Genomic DNA, 23,565 nt, shown 5'->3' with positions numbered 1-23,565 from the left:
CTGTCAGCCCTTGATGGCGCCGGTGAGCACTCCCTTGGTGAAGTAGCGCTGGATGAACGGGTAGACGATGAGGATGGGGACCGTGGCCAGCACCACCACGACCATCTGCACGGCGTCGGCCGGTGGTGGGGGAGCCGCGGGGTTCTGCAGGGGGGTCAACGGGGACCCCTGCAGGACGTACTGGTTGAGCACCAACTGCACCGGCCACTTGGCGGTGTCGTTCAGGTAGATCATCGCGTTGAAGAAGTCGTTCCAGTAGGCGACGCCGTAGAAGAGTGCGATGACGGCGATCACGCCCTTGGACAGGGGCACCACGATCATGCTGAGGATCCGCCACTCGCTCGCCCCGTCGATCCGCGCGCAGTCCAGGATCTCCCGCGGGATGTTCATGAAGAAGTTGCGGACGACAACCAGGTTGAAGGCGCTGATGGCGCCCGGCAGGATGAGCGAGGCGTAGGTATCGAGCAGTCCCAACTGCCTGACCAGTAGGTAATTCGGGATGATCCCTGCCCCGAACAACATCGTGAAGAGCACCAGGTAGAGAATCACTCGGCCGCCGGGGACGTCCTTGGTGCTCATCAGTCCGTACGCCATGAGGATCGTCAGGGTCACGCTGAACAGCGTCCCGATCACGGTGACCCCGATGCTGACCATGAGCGCGCGGGTGACGATCCCGCCCGAGAGCACCGAGGCGTAGGCGTCCAGCGAGAAGCTGGTCGGGATGAGGCTCAGGGAGCCTTCCGAGCGGGCGTTGGACGAGGCGAAGCTTCCGGCGATCACGTACAGGAACGGGTAGAGCATCACCACGACGGTGACGCTCAAGACCACGGCCTTGAGGACGGTCACCAGGAAGGACGGCCGGCCCATCCACATCGGCCGGGCCGGGCTCGACGTTCGTGGCCGGCTCATCAGAACGCCCCCTGTCCGCCGAAGCGCTTGGCCGCCCAGTTGGCGCCGAGAACCAGCGCTGTTCCGATGACGCCCTTGACGAGGCCGGCAGCGGTAGCGAGACCCCAGTCGCCGCCCAGCACACCCCGGTAGTAGACGAACGTGTCGAGCACCTGGGCGACCTCGGCGCCCACCGCGTCCTGCTGCAGGATGATCTGTTCGAAACCGACGGTCAGCACACTGCCCAGGCGCAGGATCAGCAGCAGCACGATCACCGTGCTGATGCCAGGGAGGGTGATGTGCCAGATCCGGCGCAAGGCCCCGGCGCCGTCCACTGCGGCGGCCTCGTACCGCTCGGTGGGGACCAGGGTCATGGCGGCGAGGAAGATGATCGTGCCCCAACCCACCTCCTTCCAGATGACCTGGGAGGTGATCAGGATCGCGAACGTGTCCGGGTTGGTCATCAGATTGACCGGACTACCGGTGATCTGGGCCAGTAAGTCGCTGACGACGCCCGTCCCACCGAAGAGCGCTTGCCAGATGGAGACGACGATGACCCATCCGATGAAGTGCGGCAGATAGACGATCGACTGCACGACGCGCTTGATCCTGTCACCGGCGATGCTGTTGAGCAGGAGCGCGAGGAGCAGTGGCGCCGGGAAGGCGAATACGATCTGTAGCAGGCTCAGGAACAGAGTGTTGGTGACCGCGTTGGCGACCTCTGGATCGGTCAGCAGCCTGGCGAAGTTGTCCCAGGCGACCCATGGGCTCCCGCTGAAGCCGAGGTACGGGCTGTAGTCCTGCCAGGCGATGGCGTTGCCCAGCAAGGGGACATACCGGAACACGACGAAATACACGAAGCCGGGAAGGATGAACAGGTACAGCCACCTGGCCTGCCACATCCGCTGCCGCAAGCCGCGCTTGCGCGCCAGGACCGGCCGAAGGGCCGGCAGCGGCTCGGGCGGAGCGGACGTCGACGTCGTGGACACGTCCGACGACGGTGTCGTCCCGCTCATAGGGCACCGTCGCGTGGGTGGCTGTGACTCTCGACGCGGTTGCCTTCGAGGAGCGCCGCGGACGGCGGCCGGACGCTTGTGCGGCCAACCTCGTCGCTTCCGGAGGCGGCGGCGGAGGATTTGCGATTCGGAGTCTGGCAAGCCTGTCTCTCGACCATCGAAAGTCCTCTCTCCCGTCGATCCCTCGTGCTGCGCCTCGTCCCGGACTGGCCAGGCCGACATCGTGTTCTCAATCCAGAGCGGTACCTCTGTGGCGTGCGTCCTGCGCCGTCAGGAGACTTTCCGAACCGGTCAAGCGGGTGGCGGAGCGGTCGGTTGTGCCCTGGTCGCCAGTGCGCCGGCGCGGTGTTCCAGCGATGGCCGCGGGCCTGTCGGTAGATGCCAGGGATGGGGCGGCCCCGGCGCGGGATTCATTCGGAACCAGCTGAGGAGCAGACAACCCAGAGTCCTCTCTGACCGATGGGATGACGGGCAGGGCCTCCTGCTCGTCGCGCCATCTAACCAGCGGCAGCACCCTTAGTCAAGGTGGTTACGTATCCTCCTTGCCTTAGGGCTGCAGGAATCGCCGGGGGCGGGAGTACGCTGCCGACTGCTGAAGCCAGGTTGAGTTTGGTGTCGACGCTCATCGCAATGAGTCGACGAGATCGGCACGGACCCTGCGGTAGTGATCGGGGTCCAGACTGTAGTCGGTGAGCGTGGTACGCCCGTGTGGATCGGCGACCGAGCGGACAACCTCGTCGCCGCGACGATCGCGGACCAGTTGCATCAGCCGTACGTCGTTGATCGCCTCGCCGAAGACACGAGAGCGGATCGAGTGCCACGGCCGCTCGTCGGTTCCTGGGTAGACCAGGAACGGGTCGCCGGCTGGGAGGCTGCCGTCGGCGTCTGTGGTGGCGAACGGATCGATGGCGGTCAGCGACCCGCCGGAGTTGTAGAAGTTGAAGCCCCAGTGCAGGAAGCCCGCCGCACCGGTGAGGTACAGCTGGGCGCCGATGGCTCGGTTGCGGCTCGACGGCATGGCGATGAACCGGTTGGCGACGTCGCGGTGCTGGCCAACGCAGTAGTACAGCCAGAGCGGACGCACGCCTGCCCGCAAGAACGGTTCGGCGTGGTTCGTCGCGATCACCGGGATCGGCACCGTGCCGGAGGTGAACAGCTCGAAGTCGCTCAGCGCGTCCACGATGACGCAGCCGGCCAGCAGGTCGTCGATCACCGAGCGCGCGGCCTTGTAGCTTTCGGCGTGTTCGCCGCGCGGTTCGTCCGAGACGTGGAAGATCACCCGTTCCAGTCCCCAGCCCGAGTCCAGCACGGCTCGCAGCGCAGGGAGCAGTGAGACCAACAATCGCCGGTAGCCCGGGTCGACGGCCGGCACGTCCCAGCCGAACGCCCGGACCGTCTCGCTGCCGCGGTCGACGTAGATCGCTGGCGTGTAGGCGGCTCCCCACTGGGAGAACAGGTGGCTGATTTCCAGGAAGCGGATGCCGTGACTGCGAGCCAGGCGCATCCAGCGCTCGAGGTGGTGGAAGTCGAAGGCGTACCCTTCGGTGGTTTCGGTGATGCCGACCAGCTGAGTGGGCAGCCGGTAATGCCCGACCGCTGTGTCCAGCGGGGGCGTCCATACCGGCGTGAGCACCGAATTGATCCCCAACTCCGCTGCGGCGCCCAGGAAACGGTCGACGAGACTCCAGTGCTGCTCCGACCAGACGTCCACGCCGTAGTAGGTCGCCAGCCCGTCGCAGTGGAACCAATGAGTGTTGACCATCTCCAGCTGGGGCAGCGGCTCGGCCATGGCCTCGACGGCGAACTCGTGCCGGCCGACCGTGGTCCCGTCGTCCGCTCGCAGCGTGATCTGTACGGACACAGTGCCGTCCTCGATGTCCTGGGCAGCGGTGAGGTCGATCCAGATCGCACGCCACTGCCCGATGAAAGGCCGTACCCGGGCCAGGGCCAGCGGTCGGAGCAGGTCCGGATACAGACCGGCGGTGTCGCGCAGATAGCCGCCGTCGTGGCCTTCGTATGCCAGGAAGGTGGCCGGGACCAGTTCGACGGTCGACAGCGCGACGGCGATGCCCGGCGAGGCCGCCACCTCGACCACCACCTCTGGTGGGCTGCCTTCGAGCAGCGACGGCGGCAGCAGCGCAACCTGGACCGAGATCGTTTCGCCCGCGAAGACGTGCTGGGTGATCGCGGTATTCATCGGCCGCGGCCGAGCGTCGGGAAACACCTTCTCGAGCGAGTCGCAGAGCACGCTCGTCCAGGTCGCGCGAGGTGTCCTGTCCACGTCCAGGTGGTCCTTCGTCATCCGGTTCGAAACGCCACGCACTGGCGGAGGTGGCATGTCACGCACGGAACAGGTGGTCGTCGAACCAGTTGAAGGCCAGTTGCTGTGCGCCGACACGATGGCACTCGCTGCCCAGTTCCGAATAGACGATCTCAGTGTCGTGGTACAGGTCGGGCATGAGTTCGCGGCGCAGGGGCTCGAGGAACGTCTTGCCTGCGTGGACTATGTCGCCGCCGATCACCACGACGGGGGGATCGAGCAGGAGCAGGCTCCGGGTCAACCGGGCGATCGCCACCGCGTACTCGACGACGAGCTCGCGGGCCATGCGATTTCCGCCGTCGGCCAATGAGAAGAACTCGCTCAGGCTGGACCCGCGAGCGACCACCTCAGTTTTGATGCGTTGACTCGTCGTCGCCCAGGGCGCGTCCGGTCCGAAGAACTCACCGGCAGCCCCGTGGGCGCCGCGATAGAGCTCACCGTTCAGGATGAGCCCGCAGCCCACGGCCTCGCCGATCAGCAGCCCGACGACATCGAGCGGTCCACCCAGCTGCTTGTGCTCGGCCAGCGCCGCGAGGTTGGCATCGTTCTCCACGATCACCGGGCACGAGAACCTGCTCTGCAGGTCGCGATGCGCGGCATCGCCGGTGAATGAGGGCAGCTCTCCAGAGACCGTGACCTGCCCGCCCTCGGCGACGATACCGCGGACCCCGACGACGACCACCCTCATCAGGTCGGGAGCGAGAGATCGCTCGTCCAGGACCTGGTGCACCGCGGCCTGGACGAATCCGATCGGGTCGGGCTCCTCGTTGATGTCCGCCAGCGGCCACACCTGTCTCATGAGAGCGACCTGGCGCAGGTCGAACACATCCACCGACACCTGTCGGCGTTGCACAGTCACTGCCACGACACAACCGGAACGCGCCGCGAACTGAAATGAACGCGCTGGTCGCCCTCCGCGAGCCGAGCCCTTGGTGTGGCCGGTTTCGAGGACGGTGCCCCGCGCGATCAAGTCGGCCAGGGCCAGTTCGACCGTGGGCCGTGACAACCTGGTGGCCTGTCCGATCGCCGAGATGCCCATGGCCTCGCCAGCGTCACGCAGCAGCCGTAGCACTTGGGATCGGTTGATGTGGCGAAGCAGCGCGGGCTCGGCGCCGTGCACGTCGATCGCCTGGCCCCATGTGGCCATCGTTCTGCCCCTCCGTCCTCATCCGCCGTCGCCGTGGACCTGCTCGACGCTGATACGACTCGACCCTAGCCCTGCTCGTCCTGCGCAGCTGGGAACTCGCGTGGACCTCGTCGCCGCCCGTTGGTGCTGCCACAACTCGATCGAGGTACTCATGACCTTGGTGCTTCCCACACCGTGATGTAGGACATCGCCACGATCATCAGGTTCTGCCAGTCGGTGGCGACGGTGAGTCGGACGTAGCGGGCCGGCCGGGAAGGAAAGGTCACGCCGGCGGCGGCTTGATGGTCGGGCATGGTCCCCGACCACACGACGTCCCACCGCCAGAGATCTGTACTGACCTCGACCCGGACCGAACGGGCTCTCCCTTCGGCGTGGTGGAACTGCTCCACCACTGCTCCGTCCTGTCGCGGCCACACCGTCAGACCCGCGACGTGACGTACGTCCCCGAGATCGATGACCAGCTCATGCGGGGCAACGTCCAACTCGGGCAGGTAGCGAGTGACCCAGTGAGTTTGTGGATGCGGGTCGAGGACGTTGGCGGCGGCCCCGGCCTCGGCGTGGACCTCCTCACTGCTCACCGACACGATGCGACACACGCGTCCCGGCACCGCGGTCAGGTTGTCCTGTGCCGAGCCGACGGCATCGGCTCGCTCGTAGAAGGCGGCCGCGGAGGACGCACCCGGACTGCCCCACAGCCGTTCGGCCAGGATCTGCAGTGGACGGTGGCTGAAATGGTGTATCCATTCGGTGGGATAGCGCTCCGCACGGTCCATCCAGCGCCCTAGCCGGTATCCCATGACACCGTCGGCAACCGGGTAGTGCGCCTGCTCGTACTTCGCCTCGGAGTCCATGTAGCCCTCGAAGCCATGCGGCGACAACCCGCCCGGTGTCGTCGCGTAGCCGGGAGTAACGAAGTTCCCGTCCCAGTTGACCCCGACCGTCTCGTAGCCGTGACGAGCCCACTGCGCGACATCACCGGTCAGCCACTTGTCGACCCTGATGTCGGGTGCGGGAGCGATGCTCGTCGGCTGGTCGTCGTGGGCCCACCACTCCCAGATCTCGACACGTTTGCCGAAACGACGAAGGCTGGCGGCCATGTCGTTGATGAAATCGACCAAGACGTCGCCGGCGTAGGTCATCCGATGTGCCCGGGCATAGCGCACCAGGAACTCGTCTTGGCTGTCCGTGCCCTGGAGTGGCAGCTCGTCGCTGCCGATGTGGATGAACTCACCATGGAAGACCTGCGCCACTTCGGCGAGCAGACCGCGGACGAAGGCACGGACGAAGTCAGAGGTGATGTCGACAGTCCACCCTCCTCCGGCGCCGCCGGGCCAGCCGGTGAAGTCCTGTGTAGTCGATGGTGACCGCAGTCGGGGCTCGTACCGAGTGAGCCAGACCGCATGCCCGGGGAGATCGATCTCGGGAACGATGGTGACCCCCCAGCGTTGGGCATACGCGTCGAGGGCCCGCAGCTCGTCCTGGGTGTAGTGCTCCGGCGATGCCAGCCCTGGGTGCTCCAGGCTCTCGAAGCGAAAGCCGTTCCACTCGCTCAGGTGCAGCTGCAGGCTGTTCATCTTCATCCAGGCCATGCGCCGGATCTCGGACCTCAGGTAGTCCAACGACAGATACTTGCGGCCCACGTCGATCATCTGGCCGCGGACCGGGAAAAGGGGAGCGTCGTGACCGACACCGCGGGGAATGTGACGTCGATGTTCGTCCTGCTTGATCATCTGGAGCAATGACTGGCAGCCGTACAGGAGACCCGAACGGGTGGACGCCACCACGCGCACTGCGTCGCCCACGTCCAGGCGGTAGCCCTCGGGAGGTATCCCGGTCATCCCCGGCACGTGGTGCAGGCCCACCTGTCCGGCGCCGGGTTCGGCGCCATGTTCGAGGCGATGGTGGTGCCCGGTGAAGCGGGCAAGGTCCTCGGCGAAAAGTGCCGCGACATCGAGCGTGTCCTCGTCCGTCGTGATGAGCGCAACCCCGGCGTCGATGTCAAGGCTGAACACGCCAGGACCGGGTGTCCACGAGTGGATGCTGGGCAGGGTCGCCGGCCGATCCGCCGGCTCCAGCAGATAGCGCGACTTCCTCGACTGGTGGTCGGGCGCGACGTGAGGGGCAGACACCCGACGTCCTCTCTGGCTCAGGGGTGGACCGAGCAAGCAGCGCGATGCTCCTGGCGAGGATGAAATCGAAGAACCCGCTGTTTGTCAACGTGGTTACGTATCCTCCTTGAGTATACCGAGGCGGGCACGCGGCCGCTGGCCCGGTGCTGCAGCGCGACGACTTATTCGGGTCGCCGTCGGTGCTGCCTCGGCACCCGCCGGCGCTGTTTTGGCACTCTGAGTCGTCACCCACTGCGTCCGAGCCGGGTGGTACCTCCGGGCAGCTCCCCGGCGGGCGACTGCGGTGACGACCGGCTCAGGCTGAACCCGGTTCGGGCGCGGTGACGTCGAGCCGCGCGCCCGCAATCGCCACACGGTCGCCGATGTCAGCGGACCCCACACCGTCCAGCACGAGGCGGCACAGCCGCACCCGGCCGCCGACCACCTCGAGCGTCACGTCGGTGCCGCCGGTCGTCGGGCGCTGCTCGACTGTGCCCCAGGCATACCCGGTCGACCAGAACCACCGTGCCGCGCGGCCGGCGGCGGCGAAGTGCAGCTCACCCGTGACGCCGTCGTAGCGGAACCCGGTCAATGCGACGACAGCACCCCAGCTGGCCATCGCCCGCACGTAGTGGTGACCGCATTCGGCCTCGTCGAACGGGTTGCGCCGGCGGCCGTCGAAGCGGCTCCGTACCGTCTCGACCACACCCACGCCCTCGTCGCGCAGGCCCTCGCAGATCAGGCCGACGGCGGCGGTGTACTCCAGGCCGGTCCACACCTCGGCGAAGTACGGGAACGGTCGAGCCGGGCGGTTGCCGTGCGGGTACGAGGCGACGACCAGCCCTGGTTCGTCGCCGAGCGCGTAACTGCGACTCGGGTTGAACTGCACGGCCGGGCCGCTCGTACGGGCGTTGTGCCGAACGATGCTGCGCAGCGTCGTGCGGACGTGCTCCGGGTCCAGCAGGTGACCCAGTCCGGCCAGGTGCGCGTGAGCCTGCCCGACGAGCTGGTCGGTGAGGCAGCCGTCGCCGATCTGCAGCTCCGGTTCGGTGAGGTCGCCCGCGCTTGTGCCGGGCATCCGCAGTCCGGGGGCGATCGCTTCCTCCGAAACAGGTGGGCGGATCTCGTGCCGGTAGTACTCGCCGTTGAACAGGTGCTCGTCGATCCAGGAGCTGCCGCGGGCGAACAGGTCGGCGCAGGTGTCGGCGAAGGCGTCGTCGCCGAGGTGCCGGGCCATCTCCTCGCAAGCTCGCAGCGCGGCCAGGTACCACGTTCCGATCTCGGGGTTGGGGCCGAAGTACTCCACGTCCATGGTGTTGTGCTGCGAGCCCTCCATGACGCCGTCGCGGTCGGCGTCCCAGCCGCCGGGGATCCACGCGAACTCCAGTGCCCGGCGCGCCGCGGGCCACAGCGAGCGCAGCAGGTCGTCGTCGCCGGACAGGCGCCACTCGCGGTAGAGCTTGACGATGCAGCCCATCTGGCCGTCGGCCGCGGCCACGCCGTGCTCGCGGGCGCGCTCGAGGGGCAGTTGTAGGCGGAAGCTCATGAGCCCGTCGCCATCGGTCGCGTGCCCGAACTCCAGCTCGCGCATCGATCGAGCCAGCGTGCCGAACAGGTACGGCGTGGCGAGCTCGTAATTCCATACGTGCGTGCAATTGCCGAAGCAACTGCCGGTGCCGTCGAGGCAACCCTCCCATCCGTAGAATCGCCCGTCGGCGGTGCGAAAGCAGGTCTGCGTGCGTAGTGTGCTGATGTTGAACAGCGCGGCTTCCTTCGCCGCCTCCGGTAGGTCGCTGCCGACGAGGGCGTGCACGAACGCGAGGCTGCGCGACTCCAGACTGGATAGGTCGGCTGCCGTCCTGCTCGTGACATCCCAGGCGTCGCCGTAGACGGTGGCGTAGTGATTGCCGACAGTCGCACTGCCGTCCCAGCTGCGGCGGTTCGGGAAGTGCCAGGTGAGTAGGAACGTGTAAGCGTGCGTCTCGCTCGGCGCCAGGGTCCGGCGGGCGACGACGGAGGCGACCGGCTTGTCGGTCGCGGACACGCGCTCGTCGACGTGGCCGTCCGCGGTGAGGTCGTCCCAGAAGTCCAGCAGGTTGCCGCCCCACCGGTGATCGGTCCAGGACGTGCGCAGGCTGACGTCGTCCTCGTCGAGAACGGCGAGCGCCATCGAGCCCCACTGCTCGTGCTCGGAGTCGACGCCGTCGGAGGCGAGCAGCACACCGGTGACGGACGACTGCCGCCGTGTGGTGTTGCGGTTGCCCGCGGCGTCGCCGCCGCCCACGACGTTCTGCACGTTCCCGGCCACCGACACGTCGAGACTGCGTTCGGTGGTGTTCGTTATGACGTAGCGCAGCACGGCCACCGGGATCGAGCTGGCGCTGTCGTCGGCCGGGACGAGCGGATTGAACGCCTGGAGTCGCACGTGCACCGGCACGTCCGGGTCCTGCAGCAGGACCTGCCCGAACGGGTACGCGGCGTGGAACTGCGAGCGCGCGAAGCGCGGCAGGGTGTGGTTCGGCACTGCCGCGCCGTCCGAGCCCTCGTAGAGGACGGGATCCACCGGCCCTTCGAGTGCGCGCACGACCGCGTCGGAGCCGTCACCGTCCGTCGTCGCCGTCCGGACGGCGAAGAAGCTCGACTTCGGCGCCCAGCCCTTGGCCGGGTGGTTCATGATCTCCCAGTCGCGCAGGTCGCCGCGGCCGCCGAGGCTGATTGTCCCGGTCCCGATTCCGCCCAGCGGGAGGGCGATACGCAACGAATGCTCGCCGTCGTACCGGCTCAGCACCGGCCACGCGGTCGTCTGGGATGTCATCGGCGCTCCTTCGTGTACCGCTGTTCGTTCAGGAACGGCCCGCCCGCTCCTCGGCGGTCGGGTCGTTCGGGTCGGACAGACGAAGGTAGCGTGCCGGCGCCGGCCGGGCCGTGCGGTGGGTCGCACGCTCGACAGACGTATCGATGCGCAGTAGCTCCGGTCCGACCGAGTGGGCGTGCGCGACGGCTGCCCCTTCGCGTAGGACCCGGGGCGGGTGGCGACGAAGCCGCACGAGCCCCACCCCTATCCGGACATGCATTCGAAAAGGGCGACTTGCTTCCCGGCGGGACCCTGCGGCCGGACCATGGGCGACGCGGAGCAGCCGCGCCGCGGCTACGCTTGGACGCTGCTCAGCCGTCGTACCGTCAAAGCTGGGAGGCGACCGATGATCACCGCTCCGACCCCGGAGATGCTTTGGGAGAGTTCGGATCCGGACGCGGAACTGCGCCGCCGGTTCGGCTTCGGCAGCGCGGCAGCGGCGGTCGGCTGGGCCGTCGACCTGACCGTCGCCGAGTATGGGATCGAGGTCCGCACCGTCGACCGGGTGGTCATCAGCGCGCAGAACCTGATGGTCTGGGTGACCACCCCCGACCAACGGCTGATAATCAAGATCTGCCGGCTCGCGGTGGCGCACGACTGGCTCACATCCCGCGCTGCCCTGGTCGGCTGGCTCGCCGATCGCGGCCAGCCGGTGGCCCGGCCGCTGATGTCCGTCGGTGGTCATCGACAACTGCTGCAGGACGACAAGTCCGTCGGGATCCAGCCGGTGTTGTCCGGGGGCCTGCTGGACGCGACCGACCATGATCAGGTCCTGGCCGCCGGTCACGCCTTGGCCGCGCTGCACGAAGATCTCGCGGCCTGGCCGGACGCGTCCCGGCTCGAGAACGTCGGACCGGTTGCCGGCGGGCGGGGCAAGCTGTGGGCCCTGCCGGAGGGGCTGGCCGAGTCCGTACCGCGGGAGCTGCTCGATCGCCTCGACCGGCGGATCGCCGAGCTGCCCGAGCTGCCCGATCGGCAGCCGGTGCACACTGACTTTCGCGGCGCCAACCTGCTCTGGCAGGGCACGGCAATCAGCGGCGTGCTCGATTTCGAGGAGGCCCGCCTGGACCCGGCGGTCATGGACCTGGCCCACGCCGTTTGCCTGCTCGGCACGTGGTATCACAACTGGCAGCCGATCTCGCCCGAGGCGCAGCAACTCCTGATCGACACCTACATCGATCGCCGCCCCCTCACCGATGCCGAGCAAGCCTGGCTCCCGCCCCTGATCGCCTGGGGCATGCTCGGCTTCGGCTGGTACCCCGAAGCCGACCGCTGGCTCTGAGACTCACGACGCAGCCGAGGTCCCGCACGGGGCCGACTCAGCTGAACACCCTGAAGTACCCGAACGCGCAGCATCGGCTGGATGTTACTGAGGAGACCGGCTGCGACGCGGTGGTCGAAGGCCTACGTGGCGTGGACTCGAGGGTGATTCCAGAACACCGGACCGGGATGTCGACGTCACGGCCGCGAGCGGAATCAGCCGGTGTCGGGCCGGGCCAGGACGACGAGGTTCTGAGAATAGCCGCCGCCGTCGTCATCGAACGGCCCGGTACACGTGATCACCGCGAGCCGCCTGGGGCCTGCGCGTGAGAACACGTCTGCCGGCAGATCGTCTTTGTGCACGTGGATCAGATCGCTCACGATGTAACGGTGGACCTGCCCGTCGGTGGTCGCGACGCTGATGGGCTCACCGACGGGCAGGCCGGCGAGATGGGCGAAGATCCCTGCTCCGTGCTCGGCCGTGTCGACGTGTCCGGCGACGACGACGGTGCCGGCTGGGTCGCCCGGCGCTGCGCCGGGCGCCCACCATCCGCCGACATGCGGCGGCGCCGGCAGCTCCATGCTGCCGTCGGGCAGCATGGAGACCGGTTCCAGCGGGATGTCCTGGCCGGCCATGGTCAACACCGTCGGCGCTGCTGCGGCAGTCACCTGCGCCGCGGGGGCCGGCGGGTGTGCCGGCACCGCTGTGGAGGGTGTCGATGGCGACCGTACCGGCATATCCGTGTTGGACCGCTCGGCGACGATTCGCTCCCCGCCCCGGCTGTCGGCCGGTGATGCGAGCTGCGTCACGCCAGCCGCGAGCATCGCGATGCCGGCCGCAACCCCCGCGCAGGCAACGGCTCGCCCCACGCCGGAGCCGGTGAGCCAGCGGATCATGCTCGGCGTCGTAGCGCGGCCCCGCTGACGGCGAGCACGACCAGACCACAGCCGGCAAGCACCCAGGGCAGCATGCCGACGCCATCCGCACTGGCGGCATGACCGCCCATGCCGGCGTGGACACCATGTGGTGCGGGCGCGTCACCGGACTGCAGCATCGTCAGATGCTTCTGGATGACCGGGCCGGCCTCCTCAGCCAGCGCGATGACATCGGCCGCGGTGCCCTGCTGTATCTCCTGCTCACCGAGCGTCAGAGCGGCCTGATGAGCGGCGATCTGCAGCTGCGTCCAGGCCTGGTCGAACGCCGCACCTTGCTGGGCTGTGACATCGGCGAGCTGGGCCTGCTGCTCGGCGGTGGGCTCGGCCGGCAGCTGAACTCCGTGCGCGTCAGCGACCTGGCGCAACGACTCGTCGAGCATCGTGTGGTCGGTGATGAGAATCTGGCCCTGGGCGCGCACCAGCTCGGTGCTCGCCTGGTCGACGGCGGCCTCACCGGAGGCGATCTCGGCCAAATTGTTCTGATGGGCGGCCACCAGGAAGGCCTGGTCCTGCTCGGACAACTCTTGTTGTCCCTGTGCGTACGCCGTCGTCCCAGCCAGCATCAGGACAAGCGCTCCAGCACCAACTGCCGCCAGTCGTCGGATATGCACAATGGCCTCCTCTCACGGCCGGATCCGTAACAACAGGCGCTATGCCCACGAAGCCGCCCTTCATGCAGCTGACCGAGGCGCCGTCGGACGGGCGCCCACGCCGGGGAAGGCGCCCTGGCCGGGGTGTGTCCGGGGGGCGTGAGGATGAGATGGTCGCGGCGTTCGGCTTTCGCGGTCGCCGGCCGGGCGTGGTCGTCGTAACGACGACGGGGAGAGGGCCGGATCGTCCGGGGGGTCAAAGGTGCTACCTTTTATCCTGACCCCGCCCGCCCACCGAGGAGAGTGACATCGCGCCATGGATCTGCGGCTCCTCGTCCCGAACACCATCGACGGCCGGCTCACGCTCCCCGACGGCGTCGTGGCTGAAATCTACGACGTCGCAGCGCCCGTCGATGTCCGGATCGAGACCGCCGACGCCCTGGTGGCGTGGGGCAGCTCGCGCGAGTGGATGCGGACGGCGGCTGAGCGGATGACACAGGTGCGGTGGGTGCAGTCGCTCGGCGCCGGGGCCGAGCAGGTGCTGGCCGCGGGGTTCGGCCCGGGCGTGGTGCTCACCTCGGGCGTCGGGCTGCACGACCAACCGGTAGCCGAACACGCGCTCGCGCTCATCCTTGCTGCCGCGCGACGGCTGGACCTGCTGCGCGACGCGCAGGTGCGGCACACCTGGAGCGACCGCGGCGGCCGGCAGCCGGGCGACGACGCGCCGGAGTTCAGCACCCTTCGGGGGCGCCGCGTCGCCATCTGGGGCTTCGGCGGAATCGGACGCACGCTCGCCGGGTACCTGTCGATGCTCGGCGCCGACGTCGTGGGGATCGCCCGCGACAAGGGTCGGCGCGATGGCTTCGACGTCCTGGACGGCGCCGACGTCGACGCGCTGCTGCCGACGGTCGACGTCCTCGTCCTCGCGCTGCCGGGCGGCGACGAGACTCGGGGACTGGTCGACGCGGAGCGCCTCGCGTTGCTGCGTCCCACGGCCTGGATCGTCAACGTCGGCCGCGGCACGGTCGTCGACGAGCCGGCCCTGATCAACGCACTGCGAGCCGGCGTCATCGCGGGGGCCGCGCTGGACGTCTTCGAGACCGAGCCGCTGCCGGCCGGATCACCGCTGTGGGACCTGCCAGGCGTCATCGTCTCCCCGCATGCGGCGGGCGGTCGACCCCTGGGGTACGCGGCCTTGATCGAGCACAACGCCCGCGCGCTGCTCGGCGCCGCGCAGTGGCGGAACCGGATCGAGCGTTGAGGTGCTCATCGTCGGGTGAGCCGGGATCGAGGTGGCAATGATGGTGGCGACAGTTCTCCACTCGCGGGTCGTGAACGCGCTGGGCTCCGACATCGTGGGCGGGCGCCTCGCCGTCGGTACGGCGCTCACCCTGGAGGGGATCCAGGCGCGGTTCGACGTCTCACGCACCGTCGCGCGCGAGGGCATGCGCATCCTCGAGGCCATGCACCTGGTCACGTCCGAGCGGCGCAACGGCATCGTGGTCCAGCCGGCAGAGTCCTGGAACGTGTTCGACCGCCGGGTCATCCGCTGGCGCCTCGACTCCGAGACCCGCCCCGCGCAGTTGCGCTCGCTGACGGAACTGCGCATCGGCATCGAGCCGTTCGCCGCCCACCTTGCCGCGGCGCGCGCCACAGAGGACGAGAAGGACGCACTTCGTCAGGCGGCCGGTGAGATGCGCGTGTTCGGCGAGGCCGGCCGGCTCGACCGGTACCTGGCGGCCGACATCGCGTTCCACCGCACGGTCCTGCGCGCCAGCCACAACGAGATGTACGTGGCCCTGATCGAACCGGTCATCGAGGCGGTGTCCGAGCGCCCGCTACACGGTCACAGCCACGCCTATCCGGTACCGGCCGCGATGGATCTGCACGAGGCCGTCATGCTGGCCATCGCCGACGGCGACGGTGCTGCCGCCGAGTCGGCGATGCTCGGCATCCTGAGCGACGTGCGCTCCGGCATCGGCGCGGCGCTGCCCGACGGCGACGCGACCGCCGGCTGACCTGACCGCCGGCTGACGTGACCGCGGCTGAGAGCGTCAGCGGAAGGGCATGGCCCACGACGCGGTGTGCAGCTCGCTCTCCGCGCGCCACCGGGCGATCGCAGCCAGCAGCCGGGCCCGGTCCGCGGCATACGCGGGGTCGTCCCAGCGGTTCGTCTCCTCGTGCGGGTCCGTTCGCAGGTCGAAGAGCTGGCCCTCCTCGGAGTCCACGAACATCACCAGCTTCGTCGACTCGTCGCGGACCATCGTCATGAGCGCGGTGCCGGTCAGGATGCGGTCGCGCGCGTGCTCGGCGAACACGTACTCTCGTCCGGCCCACTCATCACCGGTCAGTGCGGGAACGAGCGACTGCGCCTCCATCCACGGTGGCGGCTCGATGCCGGCGAGCTCGAGCACCGTGGGTCCCAGGTCCATGACCGAGGTGAGGCCGTCGAGCTGCCGGCCAGCGGCGACCCGGCCCGGGTTCCAGACGATGGCCGGGACGCGGACGCTGGGGTCGTACATCGTCCATTTCTGGCTGTGGCCGTGGTCGTTGAGACAGTCGCCGTGGTCGGACGTGAACACGATGACGGTGTTGTCGAGGACGCCGCGGGCCTCGAGCGCGTCGACCAACAGCCCGAGCTGATGATCGATCATGGTGACGTTCGCCAGGTAGTGCCGGCGTTGTCGCGCCAGCTGCTCCGGTGACGGGTTCTCGAGGTGGACGATCCCGTCGTGGTCGATGCCGAGGTGGTCCTGGCGGAGCTCCTTGAGGGCGGCCGGCTGGCTAGCCAGGTCCGTCGGTGTCATGTGCGGCAGCTCGACGTCGCGCCCGTCGTACATCGCCAGGTACTCGGGGGTCGGGTCGTACGGTGGGTGTGGCCCGGGGAAGCCGACCTGGAGGAAGAACGGCTCGTCGCCGGTATAGCGCTCCAGCCAGAGCTCGGCCAGCCGGCCGACGAAGTTGTCCGAGTGCAGGTCCTCGGGGCCCTCCCACGCGAAGGCACCGAGGCTTTCGGCGTAGTCGGGGCGGGAGCGGAGGATCTTCCGGTCCGGTTTCGCGACGCCAGCGGTCCACAGCGCCTTGTCCCACTGGTCCAGGAAGAAGGGCAGCCGGGGGTTGCTGCGGTCCTTGTTCTCCACGACGTGGCGCTCATGGAACCCGAGCGGCGTCTCATACGGGATCGTGTGCATCTTCCCGACGTTCACGCACCGGTAGCCACGGTCGGCGAGCGACTCGACCCACGAGTGCGACCAGCTGTCGTTGTTGCGCCAGACGCCCGTGCTGTGCGGGTACATCCCGGTGAAGAGGCTGGCCCGCGACGGCGTGCACGACGGGGCCGTCACGTAGGCCCGTGTGAACGACGTGCCCTCGCGGACGAGCCGGTCGAGGGTCGGCGTGATCGCCTGCTCGTGACCGAGCGCGCCGATCGTGTCGAACCGCTGCTGGTCAGTGATGACGAAGAGAAAGTTCGGTCGCGAATCTGCCATGGGTCCTCTGCCTCGAGGCGGCGTGTGCCGGACGGGTCGGGTCCGGCGAAAGATAACACCATTGGTTCGCCAGGTTAAAGATTGCACCTGTTAAATCAATGGTGTTACTTTACGCCGCATGACTGGCGTACCCGTTCACGACGAGCAGAGCGAGCCCGCACGGCCGAACATCATCGTCTTCGTCTCCGACGACCACGGGTACGGCGACCTCGGCATCATGGGGTCCGAGACAGTGCACACCCCGCGCCTGGACGACCTCGCTCGATCGGGCGCGCTGCTGACGTCGTGGTACGCCAACTCGCCCGTCTGCTCCCCGTCGCGGGCGAGTCTGCTCACCGGCCGGTACCCCGGCAACGCCGGCGTCCGCTCGATCCTGCAGGGCTACCGGACGACGCCCGGGCTGGCGCCGCAGGTGCCGACCCTCGCGACAGCCCTGCGCGAGCTCGGGTACCGCACCGAGTTGATCGGGAAGTGGCATCTGGGCCTGACGGTGGAGTCGCGTCCCGAGGCGCACGGCTTCGAGGCGTCGTTCGGGCACCTCGCCGGCGCGATCGACTACTACTCTCACATCCACTACAGCCCCAACAACCGGCGCGTGCCCATGAATGGGCGGACCTACTTCGGCGCCCCCATCCACGACCTCTGGGAGAACGGCGTCGAGGTCTACCACGACGGCGAGTACATGACCGAACTGGTTCGCGACCGGGCGGTCGACGCCGTCCGCACGGCCGGTTCGGACCGGCGCCCGTTCTTCCTCTACGTGCCGTTCAACGCGCCGCACTATCCGCTGCATGCGCCGGAGAATTACAAGGAGCCGTTCCGACACCTGCCGTGGCCGCAGATGATCATGGCGGCGATGATCAGCGCCATGGACGAGGCGATCGGCCGCATCGTCGACGAGCTGGAGCGGCAGGGCCTGCGGGAGAACACTGTCATCCTCTTCACGTCCGACAACGGCCCGTCCCGCGAGATCCGCAACTGGCTCGACGGCGGCCAGGACGCCTATCCCGGCAGCAGCGCCGGCCCGCTGAAGGGACACAAGTTCAGCCTGTTCGAGGGCGGCATCCGTGTGCCCGGGATCGTCAGCTGGCCTGCGCGGATCCCTGCCGGGCAGCGCATCGACGAGCCGCTGGCGGCCATGGACGTCTTTCCCACCGTTCTGGCCGCGGCCGAAGGAGACACCTCGGGCTACGAGCTCGACGGCACCGATGTGCTGCCGGTTCTGGCCAATGGCGCCGGCACACCGCACCAGGCGCTCTTCTGGGAGCAGGGGGAGCAGACCGCCGTCCGGCAGGGACGGTGGAAGCTCACGCTCAACGGGCAGCTGGAGGAGTCGCTCCCGGCCGAGGACCCGGTGTTCCTGGCCGACCTCGACGACGACCTCGGCGAGACCCGGAACCTCGCCGACGACCTGCCCACCGTGGTCGCCGAGCTCCGCGACGCGGCCGACGATTTCCGCGCGGGCATCGAGAAGCGATGGGCCGAGGAGTGGCTGCCCGCGATCCCGGACTACGACACCCACGTCTTCCCGTCCGGAGTGTCGAAATGAGATGCGAGCGGCCCTAGCCGGCTCCGTCCCGGATCTGTCAACGACGACGAAGGGAACCCAGATGCGCACCCTGATCACCACGACCGGCGTCCTCGCCGCGATGGTCGCGCTCGTCAGCTGCGGCCAGACGCAGAACAGCGCGAGCACCGACGACTACCCGGACCGGCCGATCGACCTCATCATCCCGGTTCCCGCGGGTTCGTCAACCGACGTCTCGACCCGCTTCGTCGTGCCCTGCATCGAGGAGGAGCTCGACGCGACCATCGTGGTGGAGAACCGCGACGGTGGTGGCGGCGCGGTCGGCAACGGACTGTTCGCTCAAGCAGAGGCCGACGGTTACACGCTGGTCTCCACCAGCGTCGGCAACGCCGTCGTCCCGCCCATCGCCGAAGGCGGTGTTGGCTACGAGCCGGACTCCTTCCTGCCCGTCGGCATGATCGGGCAGGCGCCGGTGGTGCTCGTCGTCGCGGCGGACTCGCCGTACACCAGCGCGGAGGAGTTCTTCGCTGGCGCCGCGTCCGAGCGGCTCGTCGTGGGCATCCCCGGGCCCACGAGCGTCCCGGGCATCTCGATCACAGCCCTGACCAGCACCCAGGACCTGCAGCTCGAGGCGGTGCCGTTCACCGGCAACGGCAACACCATCCAGGCGCTGCTCGGTGGTGAGGTCGACGCCGCGTACCTGTCCGCCGACGGCGGCGTCACCCTGCCGCGCATCCAGTCCGGCGAGGTCGTCGCGCTCGCCACCGCCGTCGACGAGCCGGCCCCGTCCCTTCCCGACGTCCCCACGCTGGTGTCGCTCGGGTTCGACGGGCTGCCCCTCGGCGACTCGTTCTGGTTCCTGGCGACCCAGGTCGACACGCCAGAGCCGATCGTGACGACGCTCGAGGGCGCCATGGAGACGTGCATGTCGAACGGCGACATCCAGGCGCAGATCGGCGAGGGCGTCGCTCCGCCCGAGTTCATCCCGGGCTCGGACGTTCAGGAGATGCTCGAGACGGCCGCGAGAGGCTACGAGGAGTTCCTCCAGTGACCGATGCCGAGGTGATCGGCCACCGCGACGGCGAGGTCGACCCGGCGCCGAGCCCGCGCTTCGTACGGGCCTGCTTCGCCGTCCTCTTCGCGGCCGCCGCCGGCCTCACCGTCTCGGTCCGGCTCACCATGCCGGTCGGCAGCATCGCCAACACCGAGCCCGGGTTCTGGCCGTTCTGGGTCGCGCTGCTCACGACGCTGCTCCTGGGATTCGCGCAGGTGCGCCCAGCGATCCTGCTGGACCGGGCCGAGGCCATCACCGGTGCCGAAGCGCGCGGCCTGGCGCTGGCGCTGCCGGTCCTGCTGCTGGCGGTTCCGGCACTGGGACAGCTGGGGGTGGCGACCACCACCGCGTTCGTCACCCTCTACTGGTGCAAGGCCGTGGTCGGGTCCTCATGGCGCACCAGTGTCGTGACCGCAGCCGCGGCCTCGGCCGGCATCCTCGTCATCTTCCTCTACCTCCTCGACGTTCCGTTCCCGGCCGGAACGCTGACCGGCTTCTAGGAGCTCCACGTGGACATCCTCGAGGGACTGCTGCACGGCCTGGAAGTGGCACTGTCCGTGCAGAACCTGCTGTTCGTGCTGCTCGGCGTCACGGTCGGCATGATGGTGGGTGTCCTGCCCGGGCTGGGGCCGGCCCCGACGGTGGCCCTGCTGATCCCGCTGACCTTCACCCTGGACGGGCCCACGGCGATCATCCTGCTGGCAGGTGTCTACTACGGCGCGATGTACGGCGGGACCATCACGTCAGTGCTGCTGCGCATCCCCGGCGAGGCGGCCTCCGTCGTCAGCACCATGGACGGCCACGCCATGGCCCGGCAGGGGCAGGCCGGCAAGGCCCTCGGGCTGGCGGCGATCGGGTCCTTCGCCGGCGGGCTGTTCGCCACCGCCTGCCTGATCCTGTTCTCGCCCACCCTGGCCGACTTCGCCCTCGGCTTCGGCTCGCCCGAGTACGCCGTACTGGCCCTGCTGGGGCTGTTCCTCGTGGCGTACACGTCCGCGGGTACCACCCTCAAGTCACTCGTGGCCATCGGCATCGGGTTGCTGGTCGCCTCGGTGGGCCCCGACCCCATCACGGCCAGCCCGCGCTGGACGCTCGGCGTCCCCGACCTACTCGGTGGATTCGAGATCGTCGCCATCATCATGGGCGTGTTCGGACTTTCGGAGCTGCTGGTCAACATCACCGAGAGCCGGCGGCCGACCTCCGTGACCCGGACGATCGGACGGGTGCTCCCGACCGGCCGTGACATCGCCGACAGCGCCGGCGCCGTCGGCCGTGGCTCGGTGATCGGCACCGCTCTCGGGCTGATCCCCGGCGGCGGAGGCGTGCTGGCGTCGCTCGTCTCCTACGGCGTGGAGCGACGGGTGTCGAAGCAGCCGGAGGAGTTCGGCTCCGGCGTCCCGCAGGCGGTGTCCGGGCCGGAGACCGCGAACAACGCCGCGAGCATCTCCACCTTCATCCCGCTGCTCACCCTCGGCTTCCCGCCCAACGGCGTACTCGCTGTCATCTTCGGAGCCCTGCTGATCCAAGGGGTGACCCCGGGGCCGGAACTGATCGGCGACCACCCCGACATCTTCTGGGGCGTCGTGGTTTCGATGGTGATCGGCAACCTCGTGCTGCTCGTCATGAACATCCCGCTGCTGCCCGTCTTCGTGAAGATCGCGCAGATCCCACCGGGCACCATGGCGACCATCACCGTCGCGATTCTCGTCATCGGCGCATACAGCATCAACGGCAACCCCTTCGACGTCGCGGTCATGATCGGCGCCGGATTGGTGGGCTATCTGCTGCGCAAACTCGGAATCCCACCGGCGCCGCTCGTCCTCGCCTTCATCCTCGGCCCGATCTTCGAGACGAACTTCCGGCGCTCCCTCGTGGTCTCCGACGGGAACATCACGGTCTTCGCGTCGTCGCCGGTGGCCGTGGCGCTCCTCGTCGTCCTCGGCGTCGTCATCGTGACCGCGGTGACCGGGCGCCTGTGGCGCATGCGGTCAGCCCGTCCGGGGCACGCTGGCGAAGAACGGGCCCGTCGCCTCCCATAGGTTCGAGTCAGCCGAGTCCAACGCGCTCACCCCGCGTCCGCATGAACGCCTTGTCGGGCTCGGCAGCCACGCGCTTCGCCAGGACGGCATCGGGCTTCGTCAACCGCGCAGCCGGGCGTCGGCGCGCTGTTGAACGAGTGTCGGGGGACACCCGCCCCGGTCGCGGCCGGGGCCCGGCGTGATCTTCAGCAAACGATCGTTCGATGACGGTGACGCGAAGCAGCTAGGCGACCCAACGTCGGAGTCGGGTTGCGTCGCTCGTCGGTATGGTGCGGGAATGAGTGACGATCCCGGCGCGGTCGTGCGGACCGGATACGACGCCGCTATGTCGTCCTACGCACGCCTCGAGCAGGCTCGGTGGCCACGGAAACGATGGCTGGGCGGGTTGACGACGCTGCTCACGCCGAACGCCGAGGTCCTCGACCTGGGGTGCGCCACCGGCGTGCCGACCGTCGCCGATCTCGCCACGACGTTCCGCGTCACAGGCGTTGACATCTCGCCGGCACAGATCGAACAGGCCAGGGCCAACGTTCTGGCTGCCACCTTCATCTGCGACGACCTACGGACTGTCGACTTCACCGACGGCCGATTCGACGCGGTGGTGTCGCTGTACACGTTCGACCACGTGCCACGTGATCAGCACGGCACTCTCCTGGTCCGTATACACCGATGGCTGCGCCCGGGCGGCTACCTCCTGCTCAGCATCGAGGACGCCGACGAACCCGGCCGAACGGTCGAGTGGCTCGGGGTTGACATGCACTTCAGCATGTTCGACGCCCAGCGCACCCGCCAGCTGGTGGTGGATGCTGGCTTCGTCATCGTCCGGACCGCCGTGGAGACGCAGACCGAGGGCAACACCGAGATCCCCTACACCTGGATCCTCGCCCAAAGGGCGCCTGAAGAGCGAGTCGCCAACAAACGATCGCCTGTTGACGCCCCGACTCAGTCCACGCAGCGGTTGGGGTGATCGACCGTGCGGCGGTGACCGGGACGCCCGTAGTCCGAGCTCGACTTACGGTGACGGGGTATCAGTGGGTGCATGGGGAACACGGGGGAAGATCCGATGCCGCCCACGGTGGAACCGATGGCCGCGATGCTCTCAGCCGCGTTGCCGGAAGACGACGACGCCTGGGGCTATGAGGTCAAGTGGGACGGCATACGCACCATCGCCAGAGTTCGGGACGGGCAGCTGCGGCTCACCAGCCGCAGTCTGCGCGACCTCACCGGCGCCTATCCGGAGATCGGCCGGCTCGCCGCTGCGCTCCTCGACCGGCGGGCGGTCCTGGACGGAGAGGTCATCGCGCTCGATGCCAAGGGCAGGCCCAGCTTCCAGCAGCTACAGCCGCGGATGAACGTCAAGGCGGAGTCGGTCACCCCGCGGCTGATCAAGGACACACCGGCCTACTACATGATCTTCGACCTGCTGTACCTGGACGGCCGGTCGCTGCTGCGGGTGCCGTACGAAGACCGCCGGGCCGAGCTGGAGAAGCTGATCGTGCCGGACGGCTCCTGGCAGGTGCCCGCCTACGTTGCCGGAGGCGGCGCGGACTTCCTCCAGGCGACGGCCGACCAGAAGCTCGAGGGCATCGTGGCCAAACGGCTGCGCAGCCGCTACGAGCCCGGGAAACGCTCCCGCGACTGGTTGAAGATCAAGAACTCTCGGCGGCAGGAGTTCGTGATCGGCGGCTGGCTGGAGGGTGAGTCGTCCTTCAAGAGCTTCCTCGGCGCGTTGACGGTGGGCTACTACGACCCGGACGGGGCGTTCCGCTACGCCGGTCGTGTCGGCACCGGCATGAGGCTGACCGAGCGGCGGCGACTGAAGGCCGAGCTGGCGCCACTGGCCGTCGAGGAAAGCCCGTTCGTCGGTACCCAGCCGGACAAGGCCGGCACTCACTTCCTGCGTCCGGAGGTGGTGTGTGAGGTCGCGTTCGCCGAGTGGACCCGAGAGGGCACACTGCGCCACCCCTCCTACAAGGGCATCCGCACAGACAAGCCGGCCCGCGACGTCGTCCGCGAGGACCCGGCCTGACCTCTGTCGGAGCGTACCGGCCACTGCTTCTGGGTACCGGTGGTGCAGGACCACCCGGACGTGCGAAGGGAAAGCCATGGCGACGGGCGACATTCACACCGTGCCGCGTGGCGATGAGTGGGTGAACATCGTCGAAGGCGACGAGACTCCGCTCAGCTCCGCCACGACCCAGGACGAGGCTGCCGCGAGCGGCCGCCAGTACGCGCGCGAGCGCGGCGTGGAGCACCGGGTTCACCATGCCGACCGCACCATCGGTGATCGCAGCACCTACCCGCGCGGCCGTGACCCGCGGGACATACCGGGGTGAC

General features: G+C 68.6%; 19 protein-coding genes. 10 read left to right on the top strand and 9 right to left on the bottom strand.

Annotation, left to right across the window (positions count from 1 at the left end):
- Positions 1 to 3 precede the first annotated feature (3 nt).
- From E1269_RS09300 to E1269_RS09275, 6 genes are all read right to left on the bottom strand, one after another.
- Positions 4 to 909 (bottom strand): carbohydrate ABC transporter permease, encoded by a 906-nt coding sequence (locus E1269_RS09300; protein ID WP_131893674.1) that lies wholly within the window; start codon positions 907 to 909, stop codon positions 4 to 6.
- Complete coding sequence (locus E1269_RS09295; protein ID WP_131893672.1) at positions 909 to 1,904, bottom strand: ABC transporter permease; 996 nt, start codon at positions 1,902 to 1,904, stop codon at positions 909 to 911. Before E1269_RS09295 ends, E1269_RS09300 begins: the two co-directional genes overlap by 1 nt.
- A 622-nt stretch (positions 1,905 to 2,526) precedes the next feature.
- A complete protein-coding gene (locus E1269_RS09290) occupies positions 2,527 to 4,185 on the bottom strand; it encodes a DUF4091 domain-containing protein (RefSeq protein ID WP_162606313.1) in 1,659 nt (552 codons plus the stop codon).
- A gap of 58 nt (positions 4,186 to 4,243) precedes the next feature.
- Entirely contained in the window at positions 4,244 to 5,344 is a 1,101-nt protein-coding gene (locus tag E1269_RS09285; RefSeq protein ID WP_162606312.1) for an ROK family protein, read from the bottom strand.
- Between the two features lie 176 nt (positions 5,345 to 5,520).
- On the bottom strand, positions 5,521 to 7,500 hold the full coding sequence (locus E1269_RS09280; protein ID WP_131893666.1) for a family 20 glycosylhydrolase: 1,980 nt from the start codon (positions 7,498 to 7,500) through the stop codon (positions 5,521 to 5,523).
- A 295-nt stretch (positions 7,501 to 7,795) separates the two neighbouring features.
- Complete coding sequence (locus tag E1269_RS09275) at positions 7,796 to 10,294, bottom strand: GH116 family glycosyl-hydrolase (RefSeq protein ID WP_131893664.1); 2,499 nt, start codon at positions 10,292 to 10,294, stop codon at positions 7,796 to 7,798.
- 304 nt (positions 10,295 to 10,598) lie between these two features.
- On the opposite strand from E1269_RS09275, the gene E1269_RS09270 reads away from it, so the two are divergent.
- Complete coding sequence (locus tag E1269_RS09270; protein ID WP_162606311.1) at positions 10,599 to 11,615, top strand: phosphotransferase; 1,017 nt, start codon at positions 10,599 to 10,601, stop codon at positions 11,613 to 11,615.
- Between the two features lie 194 nt (positions 11,616 to 11,809).
- Here the strand turns inward: E1269_RS09270 and E1269_RS32160 are convergent, their stop codons facing one another.
- Positions 11,810 to 12,229 carry a class F sortase gene (locus E1269_RS32160; RefSeq protein WP_162606310.1) on the bottom strand — a complete coding sequence of 140 codons (420 nt, stop codon included), beginning with the start codon at positions 12,227 to 12,229 and terminating at the stop codon, positions 11,810 to 11,812.
- 257 nt (positions 12,230 to 12,486) lie between these two features.
- Positions 12,487 to 13,050: a DUF4142 domain-containing protein gene (locus E1269_RS09255; protein ID WP_162606309.1), complete on the bottom strand. Its 564-nt coding sequence runs from the start codon at positions 13,048 to 13,050 to the stop codon at positions 12,487 to 12,489.
- A 385-nt stretch (positions 13,051 to 13,435) separates the two neighbouring features.
- Here E1269_RS09255 and E1269_RS09250 point away from each other — a divergent pair, with 385 nt between their 5' ends.
- Together E1269_RS09250 and E1269_RS09245 are read left to right on the top strand one after the other, a co-directional pair.
- A complete protein-coding gene (locus E1269_RS09250) occupies positions 13,436 to 14,380 on the top strand; it encodes an NAD(P)-dependent oxidoreductase (RefSeq protein WP_203433244.1) in 945 nt (314 codons plus the stop codon).
- 40 nt (positions 14,381 to 14,420) lie between these two features.
- Positions 14,421 to 15,137 (top strand): FadR/GntR family transcriptional regulator, encoded by a 717-nt coding sequence (locus tag E1269_RS09245; protein ID WP_131893656.1) that lies wholly within the window; start codon positions 14,421 to 14,423, stop codon positions 15,135 to 15,137.
- A 36-nt stretch (positions 15,138 to 15,173) separates the two neighbouring features.
- On the opposite strand, the gene E1269_RS09240 is transcribed toward E1269_RS09245, so the two are convergent.
- Positions 15,174 to 16,607, bottom strand: coding sequence for a sulfatase family protein (locus E1269_RS09240; RefSeq protein WP_131893654.1), 1,434 nt, complete (start codon positions 16,605 to 16,607; stop codon positions 15,174 to 15,176).
- A 118-nt stretch (positions 16,608 to 16,725) separates the two neighbouring features.
- Here E1269_RS09240 and E1269_RS09235 point away from each other — a divergent pair, with 118 nt between their 5' ends.
- From E1269_RS09235 to E1269_RS09205, 7 genes are all read left to right on the top strand, one after another.
- Positions 16,726 to 18,156 carry a sulfatase family protein gene (locus E1269_RS09235; RefSeq protein ID WP_131893652.1) on the top strand — a complete coding sequence of 477 codons (1,431 nt, stop codon included), beginning with the start codon at positions 16,726 to 16,728 and terminating at the stop codon, positions 18,154 to 18,156.
- A gap of 61 nt (positions 18,157 to 18,217) precedes the next feature.
- Positions 18,218 to 19,186 (top strand): tripartite tricarboxylate transporter substrate binding protein, encoded by a 969-nt coding sequence (locus tag E1269_RS09230; protein WP_162606308.1) that lies wholly within the window; start codon positions 18,218 to 18,220, stop codon positions 19,184 to 19,186.
- Entirely contained in the window at positions 19,183 to 19,689 is a 507-nt protein-coding gene (locus tag E1269_RS09225) for a tripartite tricarboxylate transporter TctB family protein (protein ID WP_162606307.1), read from the top strand. Before E1269_RS09230 ends, E1269_RS09225 begins: the two co-directional genes overlap by 4 nt.
- A 9-nt stretch (positions 19,690 to 19,698) precedes the next feature.
- Positions 19,699 to 21,228 carry a tripartite tricarboxylate transporter permease gene (locus tag E1269_RS09220; protein WP_131893646.1) on the top strand — a complete coding sequence of 510 codons (1,530 nt, stop codon included), beginning with the start codon at positions 19,699 to 19,701 and terminating at the stop codon, positions 21,226 to 21,228.
- Between the two features lie 277 nt (positions 21,229 to 21,505).
- Positions 21,506 to 22,195, top strand: a complete 690-nt coding sequence (locus E1269_RS09215) for a class I SAM-dependent methyltransferase (RefSeq protein ID WP_131893644.1) — start codon at positions 21,506 to 21,508, stop codon at positions 22,193 to 22,195.
- A gap of 117 nt (positions 22,196 to 22,312) precedes the next feature.
- A complete protein-coding gene (gene ligD, locus E1269_RS09210) occupies positions 22,313 to 23,257 on the top strand; it encodes a non-homologous end-joining DNA ligase (protein ID WP_162606306.1) in 945 nt (314 codons plus the stop codon).
- 76 nt (positions 23,258 to 23,333) lie between these two features.
- Positions 23,334 to 23,564: a DUF2188 domain-containing protein gene (locus tag E1269_RS09205; protein ID WP_131893640.1), complete on the top strand. Its 231-nt coding sequence runs from the start codon at positions 23,334 to 23,336 to the stop codon at positions 23,562 to 23,564.
- Position 23,565: the final 1 nt, after the last annotated feature.

Origin of the sequence: Jiangella asiatica (genome assembly GCF_004349065.1) — a bacterium.
In the GTDB taxonomy this organism is placed as follows: Bacteria; Actinomycetota; Actinomycetes; order Jiangellales; family Jiangellaceae; genus Jiangella; species Jiangella asiatica.
Note: the sequence above shows the minus strand (reverse complement) of the source record. Positions and strands in the feature narration are given on the sequence as shown.

Bases quoted from the DNA above. Each gene is read 5' to 3' on its own strand.
- ligD (WP_162606306.1), top strand. From the start codon at position 22,313: ATGGCCGCGATGCTCTCAGCCGCGTTGCCGGAAGACGACGACGCCTGG.
- E1269_RS09270 (WP_162606311.1), top strand. From the start codon at position 10,599: ATGGGCGACGCGGAGCAGCCGCGCCGCGGCTACGCTTGGACGCTGCTC.
- E1269_RS09215 (WP_131893644.1), top strand. From the start codon at position 21,506: ATGAGTGACGATCCCGGCGCGGTCGTGCGGACCGGATACGACGCCGCT.
- E1269_RS09235 (WP_131893652.1), top strand. From the start codon at position 16,726: ATGACTGGCGTACCCGTTCACGACGAGCAGAGCGAGCCCGCACGGCCG.
- E1269_RS09240 (WP_131893654.1), bottom strand. From the start codon at position 16,607: ATGGCAGATTCGCGACCGAACTTTCTCTTCGTCATCACTGACCAGCAG.
- E1269_RS09300 (WP_131893674.1), bottom strand. From the start codon at position 909: ATGAGCCGGCCACGAACGTCGAGCCCGGCCCGGCCGATGTGGATGGGC.
- E1269_RS09230 (WP_162606308.1), top strand. From the start codon at position 18,218: ATGCGCACCCTGATCACCACGACCGGCGTCCTCGCCGCGATGGTCGCG.
- E1269_RS09245 (WP_131893656.1), top strand. From the start codon at position 14,421: ATGGTGGCGACAGTTCTCCACTCGCGGGTCGTGAACGCGCTGGGCTCC.
- E1269_RS09205 (WP_131893640.1), top strand. From the start codon at position 23,334: ATGGCGACGGGCGACATTCACACCGTGCCGCGTGGCGATGAGTGGGTG.
- E1269_RS09275 (WP_131893664.1), bottom strand. From the start codon at position 10,294: ATGACATCCCAGACGACCGCGTGGCCGGTGCTGAGCCGGTACGACGGC.
- E1269_RS09295 (WP_131893672.1), bottom strand. From the start codon at position 1,904: ATGAGCGGGACGACACCGTCGTCGGACGTGTCCACGACGTCGACGTCC.
- E1269_RS32160 (WP_162606310.1), bottom strand. From the start codon at position 12,229: ATGGCCGGCCAGGACATCCCGCTGGAACCGGTCTCCATGCTGCCCGAC.
- E1269_RS09250 (WP_203433244.1), top strand. From the start codon at position 13,436: ATGGATCTGCGGCTCCTCGTCCCGAACACCATCGACGGCCGGCTCACG.